At 53.5% G+C, this 24,596-nt stretch carries 20 protein-coding genes; 13 read left to right on the plus strand and 7 right to left on the minus strand.

The annotated features are described in order from the left end of the window. The first annotated feature begins 36 nt into the window (after nt 1–36). Both NHH88_05875 and NHH88_05880 read left to right on the plus strand, forming a co-directional pair. On the plus strand, nt 37–1,743 hold the full coding sequence (locus tag NHH88_05875) for a phospholipase D-like domain-containing protein (protein USX15314.1): 1,707 nt from the start codon (nt 37–39) through the stop codon (nt 1,741–1,743). 100 nt (nt 1,744–1,843) lie between these two features. After that, nucleotides 1,844–2,815 (plus strand): hypothetical protein, encoded by a 972-nt coding sequence (locus tag NHH88_05880; protein ID USX15315.1) that lies wholly within the window; start codon nt 1,844–1,846, stop codon nt 2,813–2,815. Nucleotides 2,816–2,846: 31 nt separating this feature from the next. Here NHH88_05880 and NHH88_05885 read toward each other — a convergent pair whose 3' ends face one another. Continuing rightward, nucleotides 2,847–3,200, minus strand: coding sequence for a hypothetical protein (locus tag NHH88_05885; GenBank protein USX15316.1), 354 nt, complete (start codon nt 3,198–3,200; stop codon nt 2,847–2,849). A 1,340-nt stretch (nt 3,201–4,540) separates the two neighbouring features. Here NHH88_05885 and NHH88_05890 point away from each other — a divergent pair. The 4 genes from NHH88_05890 to NHH88_05905 all read left to right on the plus strand — a co-directional run bounded on the left by NHH88_05890 (nt 4,541) and on the right by NHH88_05905 (nt 8,348). Beyond that, nucleotides 4,541–6,064: a hypothetical protein gene (locus tag NHH88_05890; protein ID USX15317.1), complete on the plus strand. Its 1,524-nt coding sequence runs from the start codon at nt 4,541–4,543 to the stop codon at nt 6,062–6,064. Beyond that, nucleotides 6,064–6,627: a hypothetical protein gene (locus tag NHH88_05895; GenBank protein ID USX15318.1), complete on the plus strand. Its 564-nt coding sequence runs from the start codon at nt 6,064–6,066 to the stop codon at nt 6,625–6,627. The genes NHH88_05890 and NHH88_05895 overlap by 1 nt, the downstream gene beginning before the upstream one ends. Nucleotides 6,628–6,717: 90 nt before the next feature. Continuing rightward, the gene (locus NHH88_05900; protein ID USX15319.1) at nt 6,718–7,098 is read left to right on the plus strand and encodes a hypothetical protein; all 381 of its coding nucleotides are present in this window, start codon (nt 6,718–6,720) and stop codon (nt 7,096–7,098) included. A 203-nt stretch (nt 7,099–7,301) separates the two neighbouring features. After that, nucleotides 7,302–8,348 carry a hypothetical protein gene (locus NHH88_05905; protein USX15320.1) on the plus strand — a complete coding sequence of 349 codons (1,047 nt, stop codon included), beginning with the start codon at nt 7,302–7,304 and terminating at the stop codon, nt 8,346–8,348. A 659-nt stretch (nt 8,349–9,007) separates the two neighbouring features. Here the strand turns inward: NHH88_05905 and NHH88_05910 are convergent. Next, complete coding sequence (locus tag NHH88_05910; GenBank protein USX15321.1) at nt 9,008–9,190, minus strand: ATP-binding protein; 183 nt, start codon at nt 9,188–9,190, stop codon at nt 9,008–9,010. A 623-nt stretch (nt 9,191–9,813) separates the two neighbouring features. Here NHH88_05910 and NHH88_05915 point away from each other — a divergent pair. Both NHH88_05915 and NHH88_05920 read left to right on the plus strand, forming a co-directional pair. Beyond that, nucleotides 9,814–10,452 carry a hypothetical protein gene (locus NHH88_05915; protein ID USX15322.1) on the plus strand — a complete coding sequence of 213 codons (639 nt, stop codon included), beginning with the start codon at nt 9,814–9,816 and terminating at the stop codon, nt 10,450–10,452. Then, nucleotides 10,407–11,222 (plus strand): hypothetical protein, encoded by an 816-nt coding sequence (locus NHH88_05920; protein ID USX15323.1) that lies wholly within the window; start codon nt 10,407–10,409, stop codon nt 11,220–11,222. The genes NHH88_05915 and NHH88_05920 overlap by 46 nt, the downstream gene beginning before the upstream one ends. 1,062 nt (nt 11,223–12,284) lie before the next feature. On the opposite strand, the gene NHH88_05925 is transcribed toward NHH88_05920, so the two are convergent. From NHH88_05925 to NHH88_05935, 3 genes are all read right to left on the minus strand, one after another. Beyond that, on the minus strand, nt 12,285–12,623 hold the full coding sequence (locus tag NHH88_05925) for a hypothetical protein (GenBank protein ID USX15324.1): 339 nt from the start codon (nt 12,621–12,623) through the stop codon (nt 12,285–12,287). A 143-nt stretch (nt 12,624–12,766) separates the two neighbouring features. Then, nucleotides 12,767–13,165 carry a hypothetical protein gene (locus NHH88_05930; protein ID USX15325.1) on the minus strand — a complete coding sequence of 133 codons (399 nt, stop codon included), beginning with the start codon at nt 13,163–13,165 and terminating at the stop codon, nt 12,767–12,769. A 123-nt stretch (nt 13,166–13,288) separates the two neighbouring features. Further along, entirely contained in the window at nt 13,289–14,833 is a 1,545-nt protein-coding gene (locus tag NHH88_05935) for a recombinase family protein (GenBank protein USX15326.1), read from the minus strand. Here NHH88_05935 and NHH88_05940 point away from each other — a divergent pair. The 3 genes from NHH88_05940 to NHH88_05950 all read left to right on the plus strand — a co-directional run bounded on the left by NHH88_05940 (nt 14,823) and on the right by NHH88_05950 (nt 18,306). After that, nucleotides 14,823–15,053 (plus strand): hypothetical protein, encoded by a 231-nt coding sequence (locus tag NHH88_05940; GenBank protein USX15327.1) that lies wholly within the window; start codon nt 14,823–14,825, stop codon nt 15,051–15,053. The two genes, NHH88_05935 and NHH88_05940, sit on opposite strands and share 11 nt — an antisense overlap. 487 nt (nt 15,054–15,540) lie before the next feature. Further along, nucleotides 15,541–16,938: a restriction endonuclease gene (locus NHH88_05945; protein USX15328.1), complete on the plus strand. Its 1,398-nt coding sequence runs from the start codon at nt 15,541–15,543 to the stop codon at nt 16,936–16,938. An 828-nt stretch (nt 16,939–17,766) separates the two neighbouring features. Next, nucleotides 17,767–18,306, plus strand: a complete 540-nt coding sequence (locus NHH88_05950; GenBank protein USX15329.1) for a hypothetical protein — start codon at nt 17,767–17,769, stop codon at nt 18,304–18,306. Nucleotides 18,307–18,340: 34 nt separating this feature from the next. Here NHH88_05950 and NHH88_05955 read toward each other — a convergent pair whose 3' ends face one another. Next, a complete protein-coding gene (locus tag NHH88_05955) occupies nt 18,341–18,490 on the minus strand; it encodes a hypothetical protein (GenBank protein USX15330.1) in 150 nt (49 codons plus the stop codon). 1,074 nt (nt 18,491–19,564) lie between these two features. Between NHH88_05955 and NHH88_05960 the strand changes: the two genes are divergently transcribed. Together NHH88_05960 and NHH88_05965 are read left to right on the plus strand one after the other, a co-directional pair. Further along, complete coding sequence (locus tag NHH88_05960; protein ID USX15331.1) at nt 19,565–19,885, plus strand: hypothetical protein; 321 nt, start codon at nt 19,565–19,567, stop codon at nt 19,883–19,885. Nucleotides 19,886–19,922: 37 nt separating this feature from the next. Continuing rightward, nucleotides 19,923–22,409 (plus strand): hypothetical protein, encoded by a 2,487-nt coding sequence (locus NHH88_05965; protein USX15332.1) that lies wholly within the window; start codon nt 19,923–19,925, stop codon nt 22,407–22,409. 333 nt (nt 22,410–22,742) lie between these two features. Here NHH88_05965 and NHH88_05970 read toward each other — a convergent pair whose 3' ends face one another. Beyond that, nucleotides 22,743–22,919, minus strand: a complete 177-nt coding sequence (locus NHH88_05970; protein ID USX15333.1) for a hypothetical protein — start codon at nt 22,917–22,919, stop codon at nt 22,743–22,745. Between the last annotated feature and the right edge of the window lie 1,677 nt (nt 22,920–24,596).

A 24,596-nucleotide genomic window follows, 5' to 3' on the forward strand; every position in this document is an offset into this window, starting at 1 on the left:
CGCCACTTTCCCGCTTTCTAACGCACGGAGGATCAGATGGACCAAGTCCAACTCAATGTGTATTGCAATACCGACGATGCCTTTCTGATCTGGAAGGCCGGGGATCTGCAAAACTGCATAGGCTTCGCCATCGAGCGGGTATGGCTGGAAAGCGATGACGAGAACCGGCCGCTGCATCAAGCCGAGTTCTTGCTGAACCGCGTCGGCTTCGCCAAGGATGTCGGCGGCGGGCCCGATCAGCGGCAGCCTTCGGATGTCTGGCCGTTTCAGCGTTACAGCTGGACGGACCACGAGGTGAGCTTCAATGACCGTGCCAAATATCGCGTGGTACCGATGGTCGGCAAACCCGGCGCGCTGGAGCCACGGGAGGAGTGGGCCAGTGCTTGGGTCGAGGTCCATGCCGTCCAGCCGGCCGGCGGGCGGCTGAGCTGCTTCTTCAACCGCCCCATGGCCGCCTCGCGCTGGATGGCCAAGGTTGCCGCCGAGATGGAGATCGAGACCGGGACCGAATTGGTCGAGCGGATCTCCGATGTCTCCAGCGAATTCCTGCGCGATTTCTGCGGCGGATCGCTGATCCTGGCGCTGCGCCAATTGTTCGACGATGCCGACCGCAACCCCAACATCAGCTTGCACGCGGCCCTCTTCGAGTTGGAGGACGAGGAGGTCGTCCAGCGGTTTTGCGACCTCGGAGCGCGCGCCAACATCGTGCTGGCCAATGGCAGCACCAAGGTCTCGGAGCCGGATGCCAACGCCGAGGGTAGGGCGAGGGTGCATGAGGCGGGCTGCGTCGTCATCGATCGCATGACCGCCGCTCCCGACAAGGTGGGGGCGCTGGGGCACAACAAGTTCATCGTCGTACTGGATAGCGGGCAGCCGGTGGCGGTGTGGACCGGGTCCACCAATCTGACGCCGACCGGCCTTTTCACGCAAATCAACAATGCGGTGCTGATCGAGAGCGCCGCGCTGGCCACGCAATACCTGGCGCAGTGGCATCGTCTTGCCGACGCGGGAAGCGAGGCGCCATCGACCCTGAAGACAAGCAATGCGGCGCCGGATGCCGGCACCACGGTACCGGCGAAGATCGAGCCGTGGTTCACGCCGACGGTCAGGAACGCGGACCTCAAACGTCTTCAAGCGCTGGTCGAGGGCGCGCAGGACGGCATCTTGTTCCTTTCCTTCATGCCCGGGCCCAACGGCCCGGTATTGGATATTCTGGAGGAGCGTGCGCAGGGCCAATTCGTGCGCGGCGTGTTGAACCGGTTCGTCGGCGGCGCGGACGGGGCGCTGATGGTGGAGCTGGTCGGCGGCAGCAAATCAGATCCGATGAACCTGGACGTGTTCACGCCTTCCGGCATCAAGCAGCAGTTTGCGTTCTGGGCCAAGGAGTTCATGCGGGGCGGGAAGATCTCGGTCCTCGTGCATAGCAAGGTCATGTGTATCGACCCGTTCGGCGCGCACCCCGTCGTCGTCACCGGTTCGCACAATTTTTCGCAGATGGCGTCGGAGAGCAATGACGAGAATTTCCTGGTCATCGAGGGTGACCGGGCCGTGGCGGAGTCGTATGCGGCGCATATCATTTCGGTCTACGACCATTATCGCTGGCGGCAGTACGTGGCCTCAACGACCGCCGCAGGCAAGCAGCCTTGGCAGAAACTGGACGACAAGGCGAGCTGGCAAAAGTCGCGTTTGAACTCGGCAAAGCAACAGGCCGAATGGAAGTTCTGGATGGGCGGCTCGGACTGAATTGGCGGCCTGTTCGATGTATCGCTGCGTGGCCTGATCGCTGTCAAATTTGAAGCGAGGGCGGCTTCTATACTCGAGAGCATAACCTCGGGAGAAGATCATGAAAACCACCTTGTCCGCAGCCGCGCTGGCTGCATCTTTTATCGTGTCGTTGACGTACAGCCAGGCTGGTCTGGCGCAGCTGAACAAAGCGACGTTGACGCAAACCGGCGCCAACAACAGCGCGGGGATCGATCAGGAAGCGGCGCAGCGCACCGAGGCCACGATCACGCAAACCGGCAACGACAATATCGCCGGCGGTGCGGCGGTGGAGGGCGGCATCGTGCAGAGGTCGTCACGAGCCGCGGCCACCATCACGCAAGATGGCAACCGCAACCTTGCCGGTATCTTGCAGCAGCAGACGGGCATACGTGCCACCGCGACCGTCAACCAGTCCGGCAACGACAACCTGGTGTTGATCAGCCAGGTGAACAATTTCTTACCGGATGTCGACGCGCTGCAGACAGGATCGCGCAATACGGCCTATATCAATCAATCCAACGTGGATAATCTGGTCCGGACACGGCAGAGCGGCTCCGACAATGTCATCACCGTCGATCAGAACGGCGCCGCGTATGGCGGCCCCGTCATCACGCAAGACGGCATCGGCAACACGGCAACGCTTACCCAGTATTCGGACGCTTGGACTGGCGGTATCACAGTGTCGCAGACCGGCACGCGTAACAGTGCCACGGTGACCCGGAGCAGCAGCTCTTTCGGTGATGGCACCTCGATTGTGCAAAACGGCACCGACAACCGGGCCACGCACAACGGCATCGGCGGTCGCAGCCCCTCGTCGATTACGCAGAACGGCGACGCCAATACGGCGAGTGTCACCAAGAGTTTGAACTATAACGATTCGAGCATCATGCAGACCGGAAATCTCAATGCCGCGACGGTCGTGCAGAATGGGGTGGCGCCGTTGGGATTACGGCCGGCAAATGTCGCAACGATTATCCAGGTGGGAGAAGGCTTCGTCGCCAGCATCACCCAGGCTGGCAGCGGCAATGTGGGGACGATCTATCAGCATTGAATTATCTATTCCCGTCTCGGCTAAGAGCAGACTAGCGATCGCGCAGCGCCCGCCGGTACTGCACCGCCTCGCTGACGTGCGCCTCGCCGATGCGCTCGGCGTGCGCCAGGTCGGCGATGGTGCGCGCCACGCGCAGGATGCGGTGGTAGGCGCGGCCCGACCATTGGAACTGTTCCATCGACGCCTTCAGGCGCGCCTTGCCGGGTTTGTCCGGTTTGCAGAACTGGTCGATCTCGCGCGTAGTCAGGTACTGGTTGCGCTTGCCCTGGCGTTGCAACTGCACTTCGGCGGCGGCCTGAACGCGGGCGCAAATGACGGCGGAGCGCTCGCCGTTGGCGTCCTCGCTGAGCACGTCAGGTTCGACGGCGGCCACTTCCATCTGCATGTCGATGCGATCGAGCAGCGGGCCGGAGACGCGGCCCTGATAGCGCTTGATCAGATCCGGCGAACAGTTGCAGACGCCGCTGATATGGCCGTTGTAGCCGCACGGAGCCTGTTTTGTAGAGTTCTACATCTGTTCATGCACGCCCCGCGCGCTGCAAATGCCTGATATTGAAGCCGAAAAGCGCTGCGCAGAAGTTTGTGGTTGAACAAAGTGACGTGAACAGATTGCCGAGGCGGGACTGCCGAGCCTTAAAATATCTTCGAGAAAAAAGTGTGGAGACAGAATTGAGTAGCCTTGGTGTAGCAAACTGTTGTAGAACAAGGGTTGAGCGGCTGCGAGCCCGAGTTCTTCAAGGCGACCGCTAATAACGCGCACTTGAAGAGGTAAAGTGTTACGTAGGCCACCCATGACAAATTTCGGCGGTCGTATCGAGCAAGGCTCGACAAGGAAATGACATGGCGCAGCCATGAACCTGGCGTTCTGCGCGCCGTTGATGCCGTCATGGATCGTTTCCGAACGGTGCCAATCCGCCTTCCTTCAAAACACCAGTCGCTTCAGGCAGTAGCTTGCCGCCATGAGCCGCAAGGCCCATCGTGCTATGCAGGCTGTCACAGTAATTGCCGGAGGACTTTGCTCGAAGATCTGGGGCGCGCCCGTCTTTGCCAAGCGGTCCTGGAACAGCCGGATAGGCTTGACATAGGGAATACTGCTGCTTTAGTCGACTCAAGAAATTACAAGGACCACGGCAGTCGAGCAGCCGATATTCCTGCGTAGTCCGCCAAGTGTACAGCTGTGGAAGCCCCAGCACCTTTATCTCACCACCTCCGCATACGGACGGCGGCAACCTAGGCGCGCGCTGGCACCGGAGTGGCCATGTCGACGCTGGCCGTCACCACCTCGAGTTCCACATGTTTGGTCAAGCCGACCAACGTTCGCTGATCTTCGTTCGCCATTCTTCGCGTTCACTCGGCAAAGAGCCTGATTTGGCGTTACTCATTGTGGTACTCGTTGACTCCGGGCTGGTGCCAGAATTTGCCGGACCACCGAAACACCGAAACACCGAAACACCGAAACACCGAAACACCGAAACACCGAAACACCGAACCACTGAACCACCAAACCACAAAATCACCGAACCGCAGGCTAGGCTTTTGGAGGTACCCTTTAGACCCAAAACGGGTCCGCTGTCGTTTTTACAATACTCGTTTGCGAAAAATCATGAATTAGCTTTGCTACCCATAGACTTGTCAAAATAATTGAGTTATATTTTTAAAAATAAGTTAAATTTCTGATATCAATTCTAGGGGCTGGATATGAGGATATATGCTAGCGGGAACGTCATGCTATTGGTGATCTGTTTCAGCCTGACAGGTTGCGGCAATTTGCGTCTGTATAGCGATGTCCGGGATAAGCAAGGACAAGAGGCGAAGAAGGCATGGGATGCTGTCGATTTCGATACCACTGTAAAGACCGAGCGCGAGAACCTCAAAAAATTGTTAGTGGCTGAACGTAACTTGAACGCGAAGTTGCAAATCGCCATTCGCGATCAAAGGCTGCGTTTTATGGTTGCGTCGAACCTTAAGGATGGCCTAGTTGACCAGATCAATAGCTTACATGAAACTTTGTCCGGTATTGATGATGCTTCTAATAGCGTCAAGCTTTTTATCGATACCGCCAATCGTCCGCCTGATTTTTCATCACTTCAAGACGAGTTTAAGCAGTTTAATCTTGGAGAAGCGTCTTGCAGATATGCACCTCCCGCAAAGGCTTCGGAGGAAATGGCGGATGAGTTAGCGAATGTAGACGAAAAAAAAAGCGCTCAAGCAAAAGCTCTTTATGAACGGTTAAAAAAACTGTGCAGCATTAATTCATCGAAATTCGAAGTTTCCCTGAAGCCCAAAGGTTTGCTTCTACAGTATATTAAGGACCGCGATAAAGCGGCGGATAGCCTCAATAGTTTTAAAAATAACGTAAATGAACTGAAAGAAAATTATACAACTGCTAGAAAAGTTTTCGATAGCCAAGAAAAGGCTTCACCAATCGAAAAGGTTAAGAAGGTAAAGGCGGCTGCCGAGAAGCTCTTGGCTGCAGCGCAGGCACTCAACGCATCTCCGTCCCCGGTAGCGCAACAATTTATCGCTAGCGAAAATATCGCCGCAATTTCTGATTTCGCGAAAGCTGTTTCTGAAACGCCAAGTGACCCGGGCAAAATCACTGCGGATGCAAAAAGCGCTGCCGTCGCCTTGGTCATTATTCCTGGTTTATTAGATGAGGCGACTAAGGCGGCAGACGACAAGCGTGCCATGCGTGCACTTCCTCTCCAGATGCGCGCTGATTATGAGCAATTAAGACTCGCCGCAGCAAGTCGAGACATTGTCTCTCGCGAACAAGTCGTTCAACTACATAAAGATTTAGTTCAGGCCACACTTAAAGAAGTTCTGCAGCTGTCCTTAGCATATCGCGAACTGAATCTCGCTCCGGCGCGAGAGACGAAGCTAGCAAAGCCCGATGCCAAGTCCGTTGGCGAACCATTAGTCAAATGGCTGGCACTCCCAGTTACTGATCTTATATCTAAGGCCACCCCAATTGAAAAGCAACGTTTCTATACCTCTGCCGGACTCTATTTAGATGTGCTATCCCGATTGGAGGCTGAGCGCTTCTTTATTTTGGCCCAGATCGATAATGCGAAATACGAAAGGGGGCTGGCCTATGCGGAAATTAATGCCAAGCAGTGGACAAGTCTTATTGGGCTTTCAGTTCGGCAAGTGTCTGACTCAACTGCCGATGGAATCAAGACGGAGCGTGTTGTAAGTATCCTTAACACGCTCGGTCTATGGTCAACAGCATATGGGGTGAATAAGTGATGAACTCTATCTCGCAGGTGTTGATGGATAAGTGCAGCCGGGCTTATCTGCTATCTTTCTTGGTGCTTTCTGGTTGTGCGCAGGCCCCGAAGGAAGAGTTAAACCAAGCGAACCAGACAGCATTCTTGATCGCGAATTTTCAAACTGAGGCAGAGGAGTTCAAACGCGTGCAGTCGCTAATTGCTAAACAGCGCGTCGCTTCAATCAAAATGATGCAAGCCGAGCTGGAAAAATTTAGCAGCGACGCCAAGTTTGATGACCGTGCGGCAAAGCTAGCCGGCCAAGATTCACAGTTTAAACTTTTTAACGAATTGCAAGCGTTAGGAGATAGTCGCGCTAAGGATACTCAGGATCTTATTATCGCACTTGCAGAGATGGACGCGCAGTTGGCTGGCATAGTTTCACCTTTGCCGGATCTTTCCCCCGCACTATCTAGCTCGCGGAAGGCCCTGGCTATCCTTGGCAGCAATCTATCTGTAAAAGATCAAATATACGTCACTGCCACTTTCGCTAAAGAAGTAAAAGATGCCGTAGACCGGAGCCGGGCCCCTCCGTCGAAATAAAAGCTCAACCGATAGCGTAGCCATAGCGACATTCTAATGCAGTAGATTAATGTGAATTAAACAACTTTCATCAATGCAAGGAGAGAATTAATGACTAAGCTTCGAAGTGAATGCTCGGCTGATGAAATTGTTCTTTACACCGACCACTATTTTGCGACGATAGACAGTGTAAATGATTCTGCCTTCAAGTTCGGCATTCTGGCCACGTTCGCCGACAACCCCGCTGATCGCAGTCTATACCGCGCAAAGACGTTAGAGGCCCAGCGGGACGCTGAGGTACTTCGCGGTCAGCGCCGCGCATTTAACGTCGATAGTGGGCCAATCAACCCTCCGACTGCAGACGAAGTCACAGCGGCAATTTTCCGTTCTGAGAAATTAGCTGAGGTTCGGGCTGACGGCGCAAACGCCAACTTAATATTGAAACTGTTTGATGATTCAGTTTCAGCTTTTAGTAAAATTGTGGGTGTTTAACGACAGTCACCGGGCCGATAAATCTCAAGTCGTTTAAGTGGCCCAACACATCGGTCAATGAAAATCGCTGGGGCCAGATAACCCGAAGCTTAAGGCAATAATTCTTTGGCTTATAAGTCACGAACCACATTTCGTCTAAATTATCATGTCCTGGCAATAAATCTTTAAATATTTTTAAAAATTGTTACATTTCGGGAGCGATAATGAGCAAACTAAGTGTAGCTTTTTTATCTGGTATCTTTTTTTTCGTATGCCATGCAGATGCACAGCAGGATCTGCCGAAGTCGAAACCTCTCTTGGAACGTCGCGTCGTTGAGCTTGCAGATGAAGCGCGTCAAAAAGAGGCATCTAAATTGGACTTGGTTCAATTCGCTACTAAAATAAAACAAGCTCAACAGTGTACTGACCAATTTAAAAATCCGACTAAAGATCAAACAGCACCTATCATTGCTAAATTGCGTACTGCCTGGACGGCCGTAGTTAACGCCAAGCCCACCGCGATCATTGATGCCGGCCGCTCAGAGTACGATGAGTTAAGCCGTAGTTTTGAAGAGTTTTCAAGAATCACAAAAGGTTTAAGCGAACGGTGTTTTCAGGTTTTTGGTATGCGCCACCGGCCGTTTGGCATTGTAACAGAGCCCACGACAATTTCTGAGCAGCTATTGATTCAGTATAGGCCTCAGCTTCGAGGGGGAAGAGTAATTTCAGGGGGGGTTGAGAACTTCATCATGCTTCACTCAAACGAGGGGCATACTCGTGCGTCAATATCAGTGAGTGAGATAAATTCGGTTACTAGAGATGTCGAAGCTCAGATTCAGCAATTAGAGAAGCAAGATGAAGCGGTAGAAGCAGCCAAGAATACGTTGCAGCAATTAGCGGATGCCTCAGTTCGTGAGGCTACTATTGTTCGACAACGCATTGAGGAGATCGATAAGTTGATCGGGGAATTGGACACTAAGTTGAGTACGGGAACTGCAGCTACAGATAAGCAACTGATATTTGCCGTGTATTTAATGATTGTGGCATTATTAATTTTATTTCTTGGTATAAGGTTTTTGGACAAGGAGCTCGCCACAACGGTAATTGAAAATAGGTCGTTGGTTGAGGTAATTAGCATGGCGTTCTTGTTGCTCACGGTTATTATTCTTGGGACGGGTGAAAAAATGCCTAGAGAAGCGATTGGGACTCTGTTAGGATCAATCGCTGGTTATATATTTGGTCGTAAAATGTCCGACGAAAGGGCTAAATGATGAATTATCGTTTCAGTATTAAACAGCATCCGCATTTTTTCACTTAAGGCTAACCTGTAAAAACTATAGCGCGCCAGCCTCTTTGCAAAATTCTGGCACGAACCACGACCAATGATTACTCGTGAAAGTGAAACCTCAGATCGGCTTTTTTCAAAACATGAGTGCAAAGATCTTCGCTCCAGAATCGATGGTCCTCTGGTCCAGATCCCGAACGTGCGCTAAAAAGACATCGACGCCCGCTGGACAAAAAACACGAAAAATTGCACTTCGGCTACAAGATGCGTACCAAGGTTGATAGGCGCTACAAGCTCATCCGCAAAATCGCGGTCACCAACGCCGCACTGGCCGACACGAACGTCGTCGAGGCCCTGCTGAATCCGAGCAACTTCAGCAAAGCGAATGCCGGCCGGGCTGCCACAGCGCTAATCTCGAAAGGGCTCATAAACAGACTTGCTGGCAGGTCCAGGGCCGGGGCCACGCAGCCGAAGGTATTCCGGCCGCGCAGAAACGGCGCAACCGCCGTATCGTCACCCTGTGCGCGTCCGTCAAAGATGCGGTGGGCGCGTTTGGCAGGTGAGCGGAAAACTCGCGCACCTGGACATCGTGCGCAACCCTTCGCGTTGTACTGAAAGCGGCCGTTGCAATTTGAAGAGATTCTTCTAATTGAGAGAACCCTGGCTGGCAGCAGCGCTGTGCGCGGAGACCTCGCCGCCATGCAACGCAACCAGGCCCTTCACCAGCGATAGGCCGTTCCCCAAGCCGCCCTGTGCGCGGTCGAGCGCCGGCGTCAGCTGCGACAACATGCCGAAAATGTTGTCGAGCTGGTTAGGCGGGGTGCCCATACCGTCGTCGATCACCACGGTTCTAACAGCGATTGGACGGCTAGAAGAGGCCGTTTTTCCAACGTTTGACCCGGCTTCGCGATCATTAAGGATTATTCCGATCAGTCGCGCGATTCGTTCTTGTTACCTAGCCGGCTGATCCGCGTTGTCTCAACCCAATGAGCGCGAGCCGGCCCAGATCGGCAAACAGCTTCCGCAACAGCTCGCTGCCGTATGCGGCCGCCATCGCGCGCTTGAGGTTCTTGGCAATTGGACGAGGCGTTCTTCCGGCTCGAGCAACGGCCTTCCAGAGCAGATCTCGTGACTCACTCCGCAGGCCATGACACAGCATATCGCCCTAAATTTGTCTGCGATAAACCGCATAATGTCATGAGTTCGGAAAATGCTGACATCTCTAAACTCGGACGGAGTGACGTTCGTCCGAGCACCCACTCAGCTCGGCTGGGAAAATATTTGCGTCCTGTGACAATGTGCGTATATTTGAGTTTTGAATACGTATATAGTATTTAACATTATTTCGACGCTGACAACGCTTTTGTCTGTCAGTCCAGCTGCTACAAGCCCTCTTAGACGGTCGTTGCCAAACGGGGTCGAGGCTGATCTCATCATGTTCGGGAGGAAAAATGAAATTTCAGTTTAAATTATTCCTGGCGCTTTTCTTATTTTGCATATTTACATCATCCAAAGCTGAGGAAAGTACGGCGTCGCTGCGAGCGCATGTCGATAGATATGTTATCGAGAAATCTCTTAAGAAACCAGCGTCAAAGAAGTATCGTCATCAAGTTGCAAGTCAAATGGTACGTATGTTGGATCTGGCAAAGACGCCGACGAAAATGACTCTTGCAAACATGGCCGACAAAGAATATGGGAATTTTAACAATACTCGGTGCGAGGAAAATAGTTCTGGAATCAAAGTTTGCGTGCATAACGATGAGAAGTACCCGTACAATCCGATACGCCTGACGCGACTTGAAACTCATTCTATCAAAGAAGAATCAGATTACGGTGCGACTGTTACCTGGGGCTTAAACCCGGAATACGGATGTTTTCCAGAATCTACTTTCCTCGCTATTTTTAAAGATCCGCCCATTAGGGTGCAATCCCCGATGCTTGATCCTTTCGTAGCAAAAGAATATGTTCCGATCAAAGTAGTTGAATTCAGAAGCTTTAATCCTCAAGTCTCATCTGTGTTTGTTCGTATGCAATCATCAAACGCTTGCGTATTTTCGATTACGTTGTCTTCAATCCCTTCCACGAACTGAAAGTTATTATGACGATTAGAACTCCATCTGTTTTACCAGATATCAAAGCTCGGATTCGGGCGTATAGAACCGCAAACACGGCATCGTGGAACGATAACTTCTCTGCAGCTGTCGAGGTTGAATATTTGACTCAAATTGGCCACAGCTATTATGCACCCAAGCCATTTCAGAATACCATTTCACCGCCGGGAAAAATGTACATCAGTCCCAATGATGCAACCGCGCTTGCAAATGTCCTCGGAGGTATCCCATGGGGAAAAGCCAACGACGCAATTATCCAGCACGAAATGGGACATGGCTTCTACGCGACCTTAGTGGGGTTGGATTACACTACTGATCCGGCGAAAATGTTGGAGTGGTGTTTTCAAAGGGAAGCTTATGCCTCCATGTTTGTTTTCGACATAGGGCAGGAGCGAGGAGTGGGTGAATCAACTATCGTTCCGGGTGTCGATGGAACTCCCAATCTATACGAAACCATGGTTGCGGCGGTGCGAGGGTTGACTGTGGGTTCGGTGGCGTATAAAAATGCCCTGTTGGCGGCTGCAAAAGCGAAATTTGCTGGATCGAAACAGTATCGTGATGCCTGCACGGCATTTGCCAACGGGGGCGGTCTTCCCCCTACCTATTACCCACCCGCAATTCCAATGCCGCCGAACACCGGCGGTTCCTCAACACCGGCCCCGATCCCAGCAAACACAAATGGCGAAGGCAGACCGAAGATTCCTGGGGGCTATTGGAAAGAGATGCCGCCAGCAAATCCGAGCGATTAATCATACAAGTCTTTGGTGTTCCTTGCCATAAAGCTTAGACTTTTGCCCAACGATCTTTTAGCTCGCTAGGGTGTCGGTGGCTTTGTTTGGACCGAGACCCTGTTCCTTGTGGCAAGACTAACGCTGACCTAACTTGCCGGGACAGCAATGGAAGAATGGGCATGACTGCGGCGCTGCGCCGGTATGGTTTGCTGACCGAGGCCTAACGATCAATTTTCGGAGTCGCTTCGTTAACTCGTTGTTTCCCGCTCGGTCGCCGTTTGGCGTCACACTTCGAACGTCTTCGATTTAGTCGGGCTGGAAGCAGACCGCGTTGCCCAGCTGCTTGAAAAAAATGCGGGTCTATGGCCACCCATCCTATAAATCAGTTGAGGAAGACAACGATTACCCGTCGCCAGTGGTTTGGCGACGCCACCTAGCGCACCAACCGAACGTGGCCCGATGAGGCATTGAACGGACGGCCGGTTATCGCAACCGGGCTGATCCGTCACTCCGAGCTTAGAGATAGACTCAACTTCACGGTACTCGAGAAACGTCTCGAGATCGGGCATGATGATGGCGGACCGTTTCTGCGTTTATCCCTAGATCCAGACCGGTCTGCTTGCTGCCCAAGAACTCGAAGCAAAGCGGAATGAGCATAGTCGTCTTTCCCAAGCCAATCAGCACGACCGAAAGAGTAAGTACGCGGCGGGGGCACTGTTCTCGGTATTGAGCTGCACGGCGATGACGAAGTCCACCTGCGCGTTAGTCATATCGACATGCCAGCGTAGCGGCCCTCCTGTGTGATACCGCCGACTGCGGGCGACGATTAGCTTGACGATGATGCTGTTGTTGATGGATATCGTATTTTTCGCTTGCGTGGCGAACGCTGGTGGAGCCTGCCTGTTAGATCAGGCGCGCCAGACTGGCCATGGTTGCATTTCGCATCGTTTCGATCCGCCGCCAAGAGTCGACGTATTTTGCAGCCCGTGTGGTCGGCGGGAAGCCGGCCGGCGTGTAGGCGTTCGTCAAAGATAGAAAGCCGCAACACCGCCGGCAGTATCCGCCGTTACTTCCGGCGGTTCATCGCCCCTGATCGCCGCCGCCTGGCGGCCCCGCGTTTCTCCACAGCCACTTGCACAGCGCGTAGGCGGCGAGAAAGGCGTAGTAAGGCCACACCAGGGCCATTACTGCGACCATCATCACGGCCCCGCTAGCGCCGCCTGTTGGGCGGTGGTTGCCTCGGTCAATCCACAAAGGCATGCCGCCACGCCATAGCACCACGCCCCACACCAGGCCGGCGGCGGCCATCATGCACACGCCCAACGCATACACCTCCATACCTTCTCCCCGTTCAGCTTTCCCATAGACGGCCCGCATGACGAAATATACAACATCCAAAAAATGGAAAAAGACAAACATCAAATAGTTTGAACGCTTTAATCATGGCCTCGTCGCTCGCCTATATGGAGTGTCGTGACGACCTAATTGGCCGGACGTTTTTCGGAAATCCCACCAGAGGAAACGGCGGGGTGATCCGGGGTCCAATGTGGTCTGTAACCTTTCTAATTCGGAGTATCTGATGAACAGTAAATTGAACAATGTGGGGCGCCTGCTGCGCCGGTGGCTCCCGATCGGCGCGGCGGCCGCCGCGATCGCATACAACTTGGTGAGTCTGGCGCTGAAGCTGATGGGGTGAGCGATGGCTGGTAAATCGTGTCCAGTTCAGCCATGCGGGCGTTGCCGACATCCATTGTATAGACTTGCGCGCCCGCCGCTTCCGGCATGCCCAGCGCTAGAAGGTGTCGCTTTACCTTCACTTTCGCTTGACCATCATCGGCGGCCACCACCACCAGGAACTCGCCCAGCTGGTCGGTTTCCATTTCCTTCCGGTGGACGGTGGCGTGGTAGCGGTGCGCCAGCATGTTGCGTGCTTTCAGGTGCTCGCGCAGCGCCTCGTTCATGTGGTTTCCCAGCCTTCGCCAGTGGTCTTGAACGAGTCCAGCCACGTCACTACCGAGATTAGGGGCGGTCTGGCGGCGATATGAATGGCTCGACGTAGCCGAAGCGTCTATTTGCCGTACAGGCTAGATGGTACTTTGCGACAGCCCGAACATCGACTCTAAGTTTGCATGTCGATAGGCTTCCACACGCTGGGGCGACTCCTCGCATATAGTCAATTTTTCCAAACCAATCAGCGCGGCAGGAAAGAGAAAGTACGCGGCTGGAGTGTTGTTTTCTGCGTCGAGCTGCACAGCGATGACGAAGTCCACTTTTTGCGTGCTGGTCATATCAACCTGCCAGCGTAGTGGCCGTCCAGCATGATAGCGGCGGCTGCGGGCGACGATCAGCTTGACGATAACGCTGCCGTTGATGGAAATCGTGTTCTTCCCTTGCGCGGCTGAGCTCGTGGAGCCCGCTTGCAGAATTAGGCTGGCGAGGCTTGCCATGGCCGCATTCCGCATCGTCTCTATCCGCCTCCATGAATCGACGTATTTTTCAGCCCGCGTGGTCGGCCGGACGCCAGCCAACGCATACGCGTTAGTCAGCGTTCCGAAGCGAGTGACGAAGACTTTGTGCGGCGGCAGGCCTGGAGTGAGGTCGATCAATCGTGTACTCACCTCGCCGTGCATCTGGTGCACTAGGCGCAGCATCTCAAGCAGTTCTTGCGTAGCAATCCGCTGCCCACGCGTTTGGCGTTCCTGCTGGGCCGCCTGAAACGTGGAAAATGGGACCAGCGCCTCAAAGGCGTCGCGCTTTAACACCCAAGTCTCCGGTGGATTCTGGCTCGGCGGTGTGTGCATGGCGTAACTGGTGCGGTTGTAGACGACGGAGCCGGCATATTTTTCATGAGTGAGTATCGTGTGCACAACAGGAGCAGTCCAAGGGCGTCCCGACTCGCTTGGAATTTGTTCGTTGTTCAGAAGGCTGGCAATCGCCGCGTCGCCCATGCGATGATGCAGGTACAGGTCGTAGATGCGCCGCAGTACTGCGACCTCATGTGCTGGCCCTGGCACAAACACCACACGGTTTGTAAGAGCGCCCTTTCGTTCGCCCGCCCGCAGCAACCGCCGCACGCGCCCATCTTTGTCGACCACTGCACGACGCAGCGCGTAGCCGGCCGATCCGCCTTGCTTGAACCCCATGAGTGCGAACCGGCTCTGAGCGGAAAACACCTTCCGAGATAGCTCGCGGCTGTATTCCGCCGCCATCGTGCGCTTGAGGTTCTTCAGTATCGATGACATTGCAGAGCCGTCATTTTGAAATGATTCGGCGCAATAGACGATATCGATCCCAGCCCGGCGGCAAAGAAACTCGTAGTGAGCGCTTTCGTCCACGTCCTGAAAACGCCCCCAACGGCTGACGTCGTAAACTAGTATTGTGTTGAAATCTGCCATACCGCCCAAGACGTCGTCGAGAAGATTTTTCATTCCGTCGCGTCCATTAATTCGAAGGCCGCTCTTGCCCGCGTCCGCATACATGGCGACGATCTGCATGCCGTGAGCAGCGGCGTACTCGTTTAGCTTTTCACACTGGTGCTGGATCGAGTAATTTTGCGGGTCGGTAGACATGCGGACGTACATTGCCGCGCGCAGAACTGGTGCGTCGACTGCAATCGATTTGGAAGCCATTACCGGCCTCCTAGGCCTTGAGTGCGCGGTTGGCAAGGGCGGCAGCCAAGTCGAACCTTTGCGCCACCGTCCGGCCGCGAAGTCGCTCACGAACTGCGTACTGGATAGCCTCAGCGTGCTCTTCAGCGAAGTAAAGAGCAAATCGGGTTCCATGGACTTTAGCGAGCGACTCGCGTATGACTATTTCGGCAGCGCGGGTGTAGAGGTCGACTGGATCTAACGTGACGTTTTTCCGCTGCATGATCGTTCCCATTTGAATGGATTATTCACACAGTAGCACTAGCAACTGATGAGCAGTTGAGCAAAATCAAGCATCGGCACGCACGCCGTCATTGTTGTAGCCAACTTGGGCTAGACGCTAGGCGCTAGGCCTGGACTTGCGTAATCACCCGACGTGGCATTGCTTCGCACTTTTCGACGCTGGCACATTCTTGACTAAGCCCCACCGAGAGAAATCGCCAGATGCATTGGCATCTCAAGAGAGATATTCCGGCCCTGTCAAAGCTCGGGATCATAGAGCCGTCCTATAGTACAAGCGTCCGCCCAGCGCATCGGCATGTACGCATTCCCGCTTTCTGGGATTGTTGAAGACGAAACGTAAGAACTGGGGGAGTTGGGCTTTGAAGGGTCTTAACGCTGGGTCGCGTCGTTTTTGTTCTTAGTATATATTGGTTGCTCTACATAAATTTATTGCTCTAAGGATGCACATGCTTGATTTCAGCGAGATCACCTCAGCCCAACCTACCTCTAGTGACCCCGAAGCATTTGAGAAGTTTTCCAAACAATTCTTGGAGGTCGTGTACGGAGCGAAGGTGACAATGCTTGCGGGGCACGGCGGGGACGACGGTATTGATCTTCTCGCGGAGGTCGGACAAGAGCGATGGCTTGTGAGTTGTAAGCACTACAAGAAAGGGATGGTGGGAATTGACGACGAAGTGAACCCGGTTGGACGTCTTCGACGGCATCGTTGCGACGTCTTTGTTACGATATATTCGTGTCGGCGCAGCGCTGCACACAATCGTTCTCTGGAAACGCTTAAGCAAAACGACCCCGAATTCCGATACTTGCAGCTATTCGACTCAGACATCGCGTCAAAGTTGCTGGGCTCTCAAAATTTCGCGACTTGGCAGCTGGCATTGCAGTGGTTTCCAAAAAGCTTTGCGCAAGGCTTTGCGCAATTAGTGCACCCGCTTCAGCAGTTCACGCTCGATGACATTGAACACTCCGACAGAGGATTCAGACTTGATGCAGGTGTATTAGGAACTTTTTCGCATAGCCCAAGAAATGACGCTGCCGCGAAACACATGGTGTCCATCGCGAACGAGTTTGCGACGATGAAAACTCACGAGGCAACGTTCTTTTCGCGTATTTCAGAATTCGCAGGAACGTTCCCAGGCACGTTCAAGAAGACGATATTCGACTTTCCGACGATCGATACGGTCTTTCCGAATTGGTCAATGGATGCGCTAGTTACTTGCATGCTCGAAACTCAGGGACTAAGAGGCCCCCATGCTATTTGCCTTATATGGTCACTTTGGGATTATGACCTTGCGAAACAGTACATGGCCGCCACACAGCAACTCTGGGGCCTCTGCCATAGTTGCGATGTCCGTTCGGTTAAAACCAAGGAACATGCCTTCGAGATGTACAAGGCTCACCACAAGATGGCAGCGTCAGAGACTGAGCGCACCTACAACGACGGCTTCAACAATCTCTCGCTCGCTGATGCTGCGTATAGTGGGACGACGCTTGAGCGAGGGTACCTTGCAGGGCTGGTGGCGTTCCATCCTGGGAAAATGATGTCCGCGCCTAGTGAGCGATACATGGTCGTAAAACTTGCAGAGCAATTGGGCGAAACGGAAAAGCTGAGGGAGGCGCTTAACCGATTGCGGTCGCGTTGTAATAGATATGATAGGGAATATGTCGATGCCAAATCGCCCAACCTAGCCGAGAAGATCCAGTCCCTACGATTGAGTCAGCTATCAAAGGCTGATTGGGCACAATACACTGCAGGGTTAAAGTGTTTTGAGGCAGTCTACTTAGAAGATTGGAGGCCTGCGGAACGTCTTCACCCTGCTCTAGCTGAAATGTGGGGACGAGCGTAGTAGAGAGACAGTTAGATTGTGCTACTCATAGCGCAGGCGGGACACTCGGAAAGTACTGACGCGCGATCATCGGACTGCTCTGCCTTATCGCGCCGAACAGTACCACAGGGCCTTACTACTCACTTAAGCACCTCAACGTGTCTCTCGCGATTTGACCGAAGAAAGGAATTTTAGTGACGAACAGGACATCAAGAGATAGGGAAGCACGTATGCTTGAGAGATGCGTAGCTCTGGCTTATGAGCGGGAGGCGCTGTCTTTGCCGTTTGATGATCGGGAGGCCAATGTGTTTCGTGTAGCGGCGATGGTAACGCGGTCACGGTTTCCAGCCGAGTCAAGACGATTGATGGATGCCGCAGAACGCTACTATCACCAGCACCCGTCCGCTAGAGCCCCCGCAGTAGATGTCATTCGCCATGGTGATGTTATCAGCCTTCCTCGCTTGCGGGACATGTTGACCCGCCTTCTGCGTGCCAAGCCGGGTGCTACTGACTTGAGCTCCCCAATGCGTCGCTAGTGGCTACCTTGTTGCAAATGTGGCCTTAAATCACCACCAACTCAGGTCCTTAGTGAAATCTTCACGGCTTACACCTAAGGCTGATAACCAGTCTACGAGCTCTACAAGATCGATCCGACGGTCCAAGTTCTCGATCTTGGCTACAAAAGATTGGGGCTTGGAGAGGCGTCTGGCAAGTTCTTGCTGCGTAACCTCTGCGTAGACCCGCGTTCTTGTCAAGAGATTAATGAACTGTATGTAACGCGGATCGTGGATAGATTTCATCCACGGATAGAATCATTTCCCCAGAATTATCCCAAAATGGGATAATTCGATGCTTCGGGAAATTCTTCAACCGTTGTTAGCTAAGGATTGCGATTTGGAAATGCTTCTATATGTTGCGGCGGCGGTAGCGCTTGCTGCCTGGGGTCTCATAGCGATTCATAGGAAAGGCGTCGCCAATTTTTGGCGCTACCTCGCAGAGACGAACAAGACACACGGCACCGATTTCGGCACATCGCCGGCCTTCATGGCGACAGTGGTTGGAGTCGATTTGAACAAAGGCGGGGTACTCGCTTTTGATCAAAAAAATAGAAAAATTGCTTATCTCACAAGAGGTGGAAAATCCGTGGAGGTGTTGCCGTATGACTTTGTTCGTTCCTGGACGGTAGAATGGCGTGAGCAGTCGAGTGCGGGAGGCGCTAGGTTTGGGATGGTTGCCGTTGGGGCGGCGGATACCCGACAAAATGACGTGGTGCTACACATCGAGACAAACGATTTGCAGCGCCCGGTTTTACGAATGCCGATGTCCTCGGTACGCTACGCGCGCGAGACCTCGACCCGACTCAGTACGCTACTCAACATCAAGAGATGAACGGCATATGCAGACGAAACCCAGCATGCATCGGTTAGGATGCCAAGAACTCCGCCAGCATTTCCAAAATTACTTTGAGCTTTTGCTCGGCGTTGAGCGCAGCAAACTGCAGCGTTCGATCGATAGTAGCGTCGCCCAATCGGGACAGCACGAACTTCTTATCGAGATTGACTGCCGCATTCACTATCTTCGAGGTGCGGTGAGTATGGGGAAGCTGCTGTGTCTCATCGACCCAGAGGAGGCCAAATCAAATTGGAATGTTCTCGACGCGGAACGTGATCGTTTGAGAGCAGTTGCACTTGGTAGCAATGCAGACCCTGAAGACTTTCCGAGGCCAACATCAAACGCCATGCGGCTAGCGGAAATCGCTAGGTCGATTCGATGAAAGACGGTAGATCGTAAATCACGAATCAGACTACCTTAATAGTCGGGTAGTGATCACTACAATGACTTCAACCAACTCATCCGTTTCTCTAACATCGATCCGGTGCGCGGCACGAGGTCGAGGAAGAATGACCTTACTCAATTCTTCCACGCCGATTTGACGAGAGTATCGGGAAACTCATCGAGCTTGACGTTGGTCCGAATCGACGCACCTCCCACAGTACTTAATTGTTAGCCGGCGACATCGGTTTTGATGCGAGCTGCATTTCACCAGATCCGTGGCATCCATACCGTAAATCCGTCTCCACATCACAACGCCATACAAACGCATGAAGTGGAGTAGACGGCGCTTGTGCACTTATCTCCCTCTGCTTAATTAGCTTCAACAGGAACGGTCGGGTCGACATGCCTATGCTCACCTCCTCAACATTAGTACGGCGACGCACGCCTAGCGCGGCTGCGGCTTGGTCACGGTGTGCCAGCGTCCGGGAACAGCAATGGTACGGTGTTGGTCCCGCTTGAGGACAAAACGGGCAATGTCAGGGTGATCGTATGTTCGTCGCTGGTGGAGCAACAGAGACTCGAAGTGATTGGGGGCGCAACCCTTCGCCGTGTACTGCCATTGGTAAAGAACCGGGGTGAGCCACCTGGTTGGAAAGCGGGCGGTCGAGCTGACTCACGTGCTCGGCGAGCTAAGAAACAAAGTAGAAACTTATTGAAGAGAAGCGCAGGCCCCCCACTCTTCTGCCTCAGAAGAAGTTTCAAATTACTATACTATTATTGATAATATATGGTTATACTGGATCGCGAATCGTCGCGATTTCCATCATCGTGGTGGCGGGGGCGCGTTTCGTTTTACCCAAGAGGATTAGCCATGACAAATGAAAATGACATTGTGACCTCGGCGGGCGCTATCGATCCGCCGCCGCTTGTGCCGATGACTGCAGCCATCAAGGTCTCTGTGACGGTGGATAACAAGAAATATGAGCTCGCGGTAGGAATACCGACCTCCACAAATGGTGTATACACGTTTCATCTTACGGAAGAAGCTTCCGGTGGCTCCACCCCAGCAATCCTTGCCGATTTTAAGTTCAAGGACAACGACAATTTCCTCGTCAACGTAGATATGCCGCCAATAACAGGTGGCGGCGTTTCGTTGACGGCCGGCTTTCATCTTTCAGAAGGCATTATCTGATCAGGGGATGGGGGCGGGCCGTCATTGGACAACCTACATGAGTGACCAATGCGGGGGCATAAGCCTCGGTACATCAGGATGGGGGGATTGGACGATTGTCCGATCGCCCTTCCATGTCGAGGTGCAGGAATTCAGCCTGAATGTTTGTTATTTTAGAGGCATGACGGGGGATATTTCTTGCAAGCTCGCGATCGTCAACCTTCAGCCGATCTCGCTCAAACTCACTCTTCCTAGCACCGTTTTAGAAGGCGAATTGCCGCAGGGAGAAATTGACTTAGACGGCCTGTTGGAATATTTGCTGCCGGGCCATAAACCTTTGCCAGCGTTTTTACCCAATCTGCCTTTGCCGGCAATTAAAGTGAAGGCTAACTTCGCGCGATCGATCTACACGCTCGAGGCTTATATCGGTGAGATTGACATGAAGTACGCGGGCACGATCGAGAAAACGATCCTGCTGGCTACGGTGGAGGAAGGAAAGAAGCCGACTGTGTGCTTTATAGGCACCTATCATCCGCCGCTTCCGGCAAAAAGCTTTCCTTGCCGATACTGCTACCCGTTCGACGAAATCTGCGACGACATCGGCCAAACCTGCAGGCCGATTCCGCCGCCGCCTCCTCCGCCACCGCCAACACCGCCTCCATCTCCGCCGCCGCCTCATTTACCACCCGATCCAACGACGAGGGAAATCATCGATTGGGTCGCGAGGATAATAACCGGCGGTGCCTCGGTTCTGGCGGCTGTTTGGGCCAGCTCAAAACTTTTCTTAAATCCTGTCGCCGTCACCAGCGGCGTTTTCGCCGGATGGGCCGCAAGTCCGTCGGCGGTAGAGCTCACCCAGCTGACTGAAGCGCTCGAAACAGCATACTCTGAGACCTATCAGGGCGAAGCGGGAGAGCTCGTTGCAGATATCTACTCAGCCAGCATTGCTCAATTGCATAGTCCGGTCACGCTTGACGCGATGGCTATAGCTCTCTCTGGTGGAAGCCTTTTCACCGCTAATCAAGTCATTGAAGCCCTAGACGCGAGCTACAGTCCATCAATACAGAAGATGGCGTCTGCCCTGGCCGCGTCTTCGTTTTCCAGCGGTCAAATTGCCAGGGCCCTCAGGTTCAAATACCCCGACCAAACGATGAAGGCGACCGACATGTACGATTATCTCGCCCAGGCCTATTATTCTTCTGCACTAACCGCACAACAGATGGCCAATGCGCTCGCCTACGCGTACGGCCCCATCGAAGTTGCACCGGTACTCCGCAATCACTACCCAGCAGAGACGATTACTGCCTCAGAGATGGCGGCGCTGCTGCTAACGGCTTACGCCGACGCTGGCTCTCCTGTTGACTTGACCAGTCTCGCTAGCGCGCTAGCGGCCACGCCTTACCAGGCAGCGCAAGTCGCTCTTGTACTCAAGGCGCAATATCCCACCGAAGCCGGCTCGGCACACCAACTGGTTGCGTTGCTATGCCTGGCCTATGTCGAACCGCCTATCTCTCTAGGCGACACTCTAGATGCATTGGTTGTCTGCGGCTTTAACGCCTACGACATGGCACCTGCTGTGCAACCTCCCTTCCTGCCGACCTCGCAGGCATTGGGCCTCGCCCTCAAGAATGCGATGCGCACAATCCCGCCATCGGCGACGCAGATGGGGGCGGCCTTGAACGCAGCGGGCTACAACTCCGGCCTCACCGCCCAAGGTGTCTTGGCCGCAGTCCCAAGCACCTCCGTTGGCGTCATGGCCGCAGTGCTGTTACTGTTATCCGACGCGACCATGGTGCCGGCGCTATCTGTGGCAGGCGCTTGCAAGGTGGCTGGAGATGGTCTGGACGCTACCGCGATAAAGGTGGTGTCCACGGTCCCAAGTGTGCCGGAAGATGTACTCGCAGTGGCGTTAGACGCCGTGTTTACCCCACCCAACCTTTCGCTGGGCGACGTGCTTGCTCCTCTACCCAAAGTGTACGCGCAGCCAAACGCAACACTTATAGCGCAGGGCTCCCTGGCCGCGTTCCCCGAGACGTCCGAAAGCGGCTTGGTCGCGGCGCTGACCAATGCCTTCCAAACCTCAGCCAAACCTATCGACTCCCAAATTGCGTTGACCGCCGTCAGAGATGCGTTCAACTTTATCGGCAAGCCGCTCACCTTACCTCCGCCACTCAATCCGAAATCAGGCTTTTTCATTGATTCGGTCAGGCATGAATCGTGGTCAAGTAAAAGCCCGTTATCTATGCCGGCGTTTAGCGCGACAGGAGGTGTTGGGCCTCTGTTGTGGCTATTGGATGGAACCCAACGTTTTCCCCGGGTACTTCGTTTATCGTTGTCGACCAGCGGCGTTCTTACAATAGCTGTCTCAGGCGATTCGACTGTAGCCTGCTTTTTTAATGTAGTCGTGCTGGATGCCAATAATTACACAGCGGTACAAAGGATGCGTTTGAGAGTTTACCCCGATGTTAGAGATTCAGTGACGGGAGTGTTAGCCATGATCGTTAGTGTCCCAGAAGTTCCAGTCGGAGTGAACACCGCTGGTTAAATTTTGGGATACTAATAGGCAGGATAGGGAGTTTCATTGACCGTTAAAGTCTAATTGGGTTACCTGATCATCCGGTCAACCTACGTGATCCATTCTGATTCGTGCTCGCTGCCTGCTTCTTGGACCATGCGCACCGCGCGCTCGATCACTCCAGGGGAATATCGGATGATTTCTTCATGGTGGTTCCATTTTCTCAAACGTTGGCGCCTCCTTCAAACCCGGGGCGACTCACCGGTTCGTAGCGCGACGATTTTCACACATCGCTCCGCAGGTTGTCGGGTACCCACAGCTCGGCGCAGCTGCCGAAGCAGGTGAGCACCCGCACGTGGTTGCCTATACATCCGGTAGTTGCTGGCTCCAGGTCGTCTCGAGGTAGGTGTATTTCGACGCTCCCAGCACGGCCACGAACACCCAGGCGCTGCGGATTTTGCTGCCGCCGTCGGTCACGCGGAAGGTCTGGCCGGCGTAGTCCATGCGCAGGCACTCATCCGGCGATTGGGTTTGTCGCATCGACGTCGCCAGTTGCTGGCACCAGCAGCGGTAGTAGTCGCAGAGCGCGCTTTACCGGTAGCCTTCCGGTTGCTTGGCGCTGTACTCCTGCCCCAGCAACTCCAGCGTCAAGCCCTTGCGGCGCAGTTCGTTATGCACGGTCGCCAGGCCGGCGCGGGACGCTGCACCGAGGAAGGGTCGCTCGCTGGAAACAGCAGTCGTTCCAGGGCCGGTCGTCGCAATCGGATCGCAACGGCGACGACGGCCAGCTTGGCGCGAGCCACATAGTTGGACATGGTGGAAGGAGAAACGTTGATGACGGGGGGATTTCCTGCTCGGCGCGGTCGTGCTCTAATGCAGCGCCGGACTTCGTGGACTGTGCGCATGGATAACCTTTATTTGTCAAGCAACGCTCCGGATAAAAGTCCGGCAGGTTTGCCACAGTTATCCCCTTGCCGTTGGCCCACTTCAGGCCCCTTCAAACGGTCCAGTTCGGAGCGGGACCAGTGTCAAGTTTGCCGTGGAACTGGTTGTCCAGTTTGGCGCGGAAAACGCACTATCCCTGAATCTTGCAGTGTTGTGTCTCGTTTTAGGTACAAACATCTGACGGACATTCTTGATCAAGAAAAAACGCCGTGAGCCATTTACCTAGTTGACGTCAATGTGTGCTCAGCTTCTTTCTGTAATTGGATTTTCGCTAGACAGGATGCGTAGAGCAGTTATTTAGGTATTTCGAATGGTTTTGGATAAGTTTTTTTATTTTATTTTTATGATTTGTTCGGACTAAGTATTTGATTTTTAAAAGAAAAAAATTCCACAAAAATTAGAGTATCGACTACATTAGAGTGTGAATAAATTGTGGGGCCATGATGCCATTAAGCGCAGTTAGGGAACCGCCAGGCCGCATGCTCAGAGCACATCGACGCAGGCTGGATCTGACACTACGTGAGGTGGCAGAAGAGATTGGCTGTAGCTTGAGTTATCTCTCCAAGTTGGAGAGTGGCCAAGCATTCCCGAAGCGAACAGCGATGCTTCTGAAGATGGCTGATGTACTGAGGCTGGATGGGCGTGAGCGTGAGGCATTGGCCGAAGCAGCGCGGTACGCGGAGGGAGCGCTGCATGTTCCTAGTGGAGTCGACCCACGACGATATGAGCTTGCTCATCGGATGATATCGGCGCTTCCAGATTTGTCAGAGCAAACCCTTGACTCGATTGAACAACTATTACTGGAGGAAAAATGATGCCCTAACTGACTGTCCCAATCAGAAATTTCTAGGGCAAAAACACAAAAGGCCACGTTTCCAGACGTGGCCTTCTGATAGCGCACAATGTGCACAGTGAATCTCTCTTTGAATCACTGTACGACTACCAACGAGGGCTGTCAAGTCGCTTGGTAGTGCGCCTATGTTTTTGCCTCCAATTCGTCTCTTTTTTCAACGACTGCAAGCCGCCAAGGTCCAGCTACGTCTAGTGCTTTCTCGCTACGCGAAGAAGCAGCTTGCCACGGTGAACTAACGTCGTTGCCCAAATCGAATTCTACTGGAGGAGTGATGCGTCTCGAATTTTTGCCGCAGAAAATATCTGCTTATTTGGTAAATCCTAATCGAAAACATGAGCACGTCGTAGATCTCAACTCGTACCTTTTCCTGCCACCCATCCAAGCCAGACCATTGTTAGAGGTCACGAAAGATAGGATAG

The organism is Oxalobacteraceae bacterium OTU3CAMAD1, assembly GCA_024123915.1.
Taxonomy (GTDB): Bacteria; Pseudomonadota; Gammaproteobacteria; order Burkholderiales; family Burkholderiaceae_D; genus Rugamonas.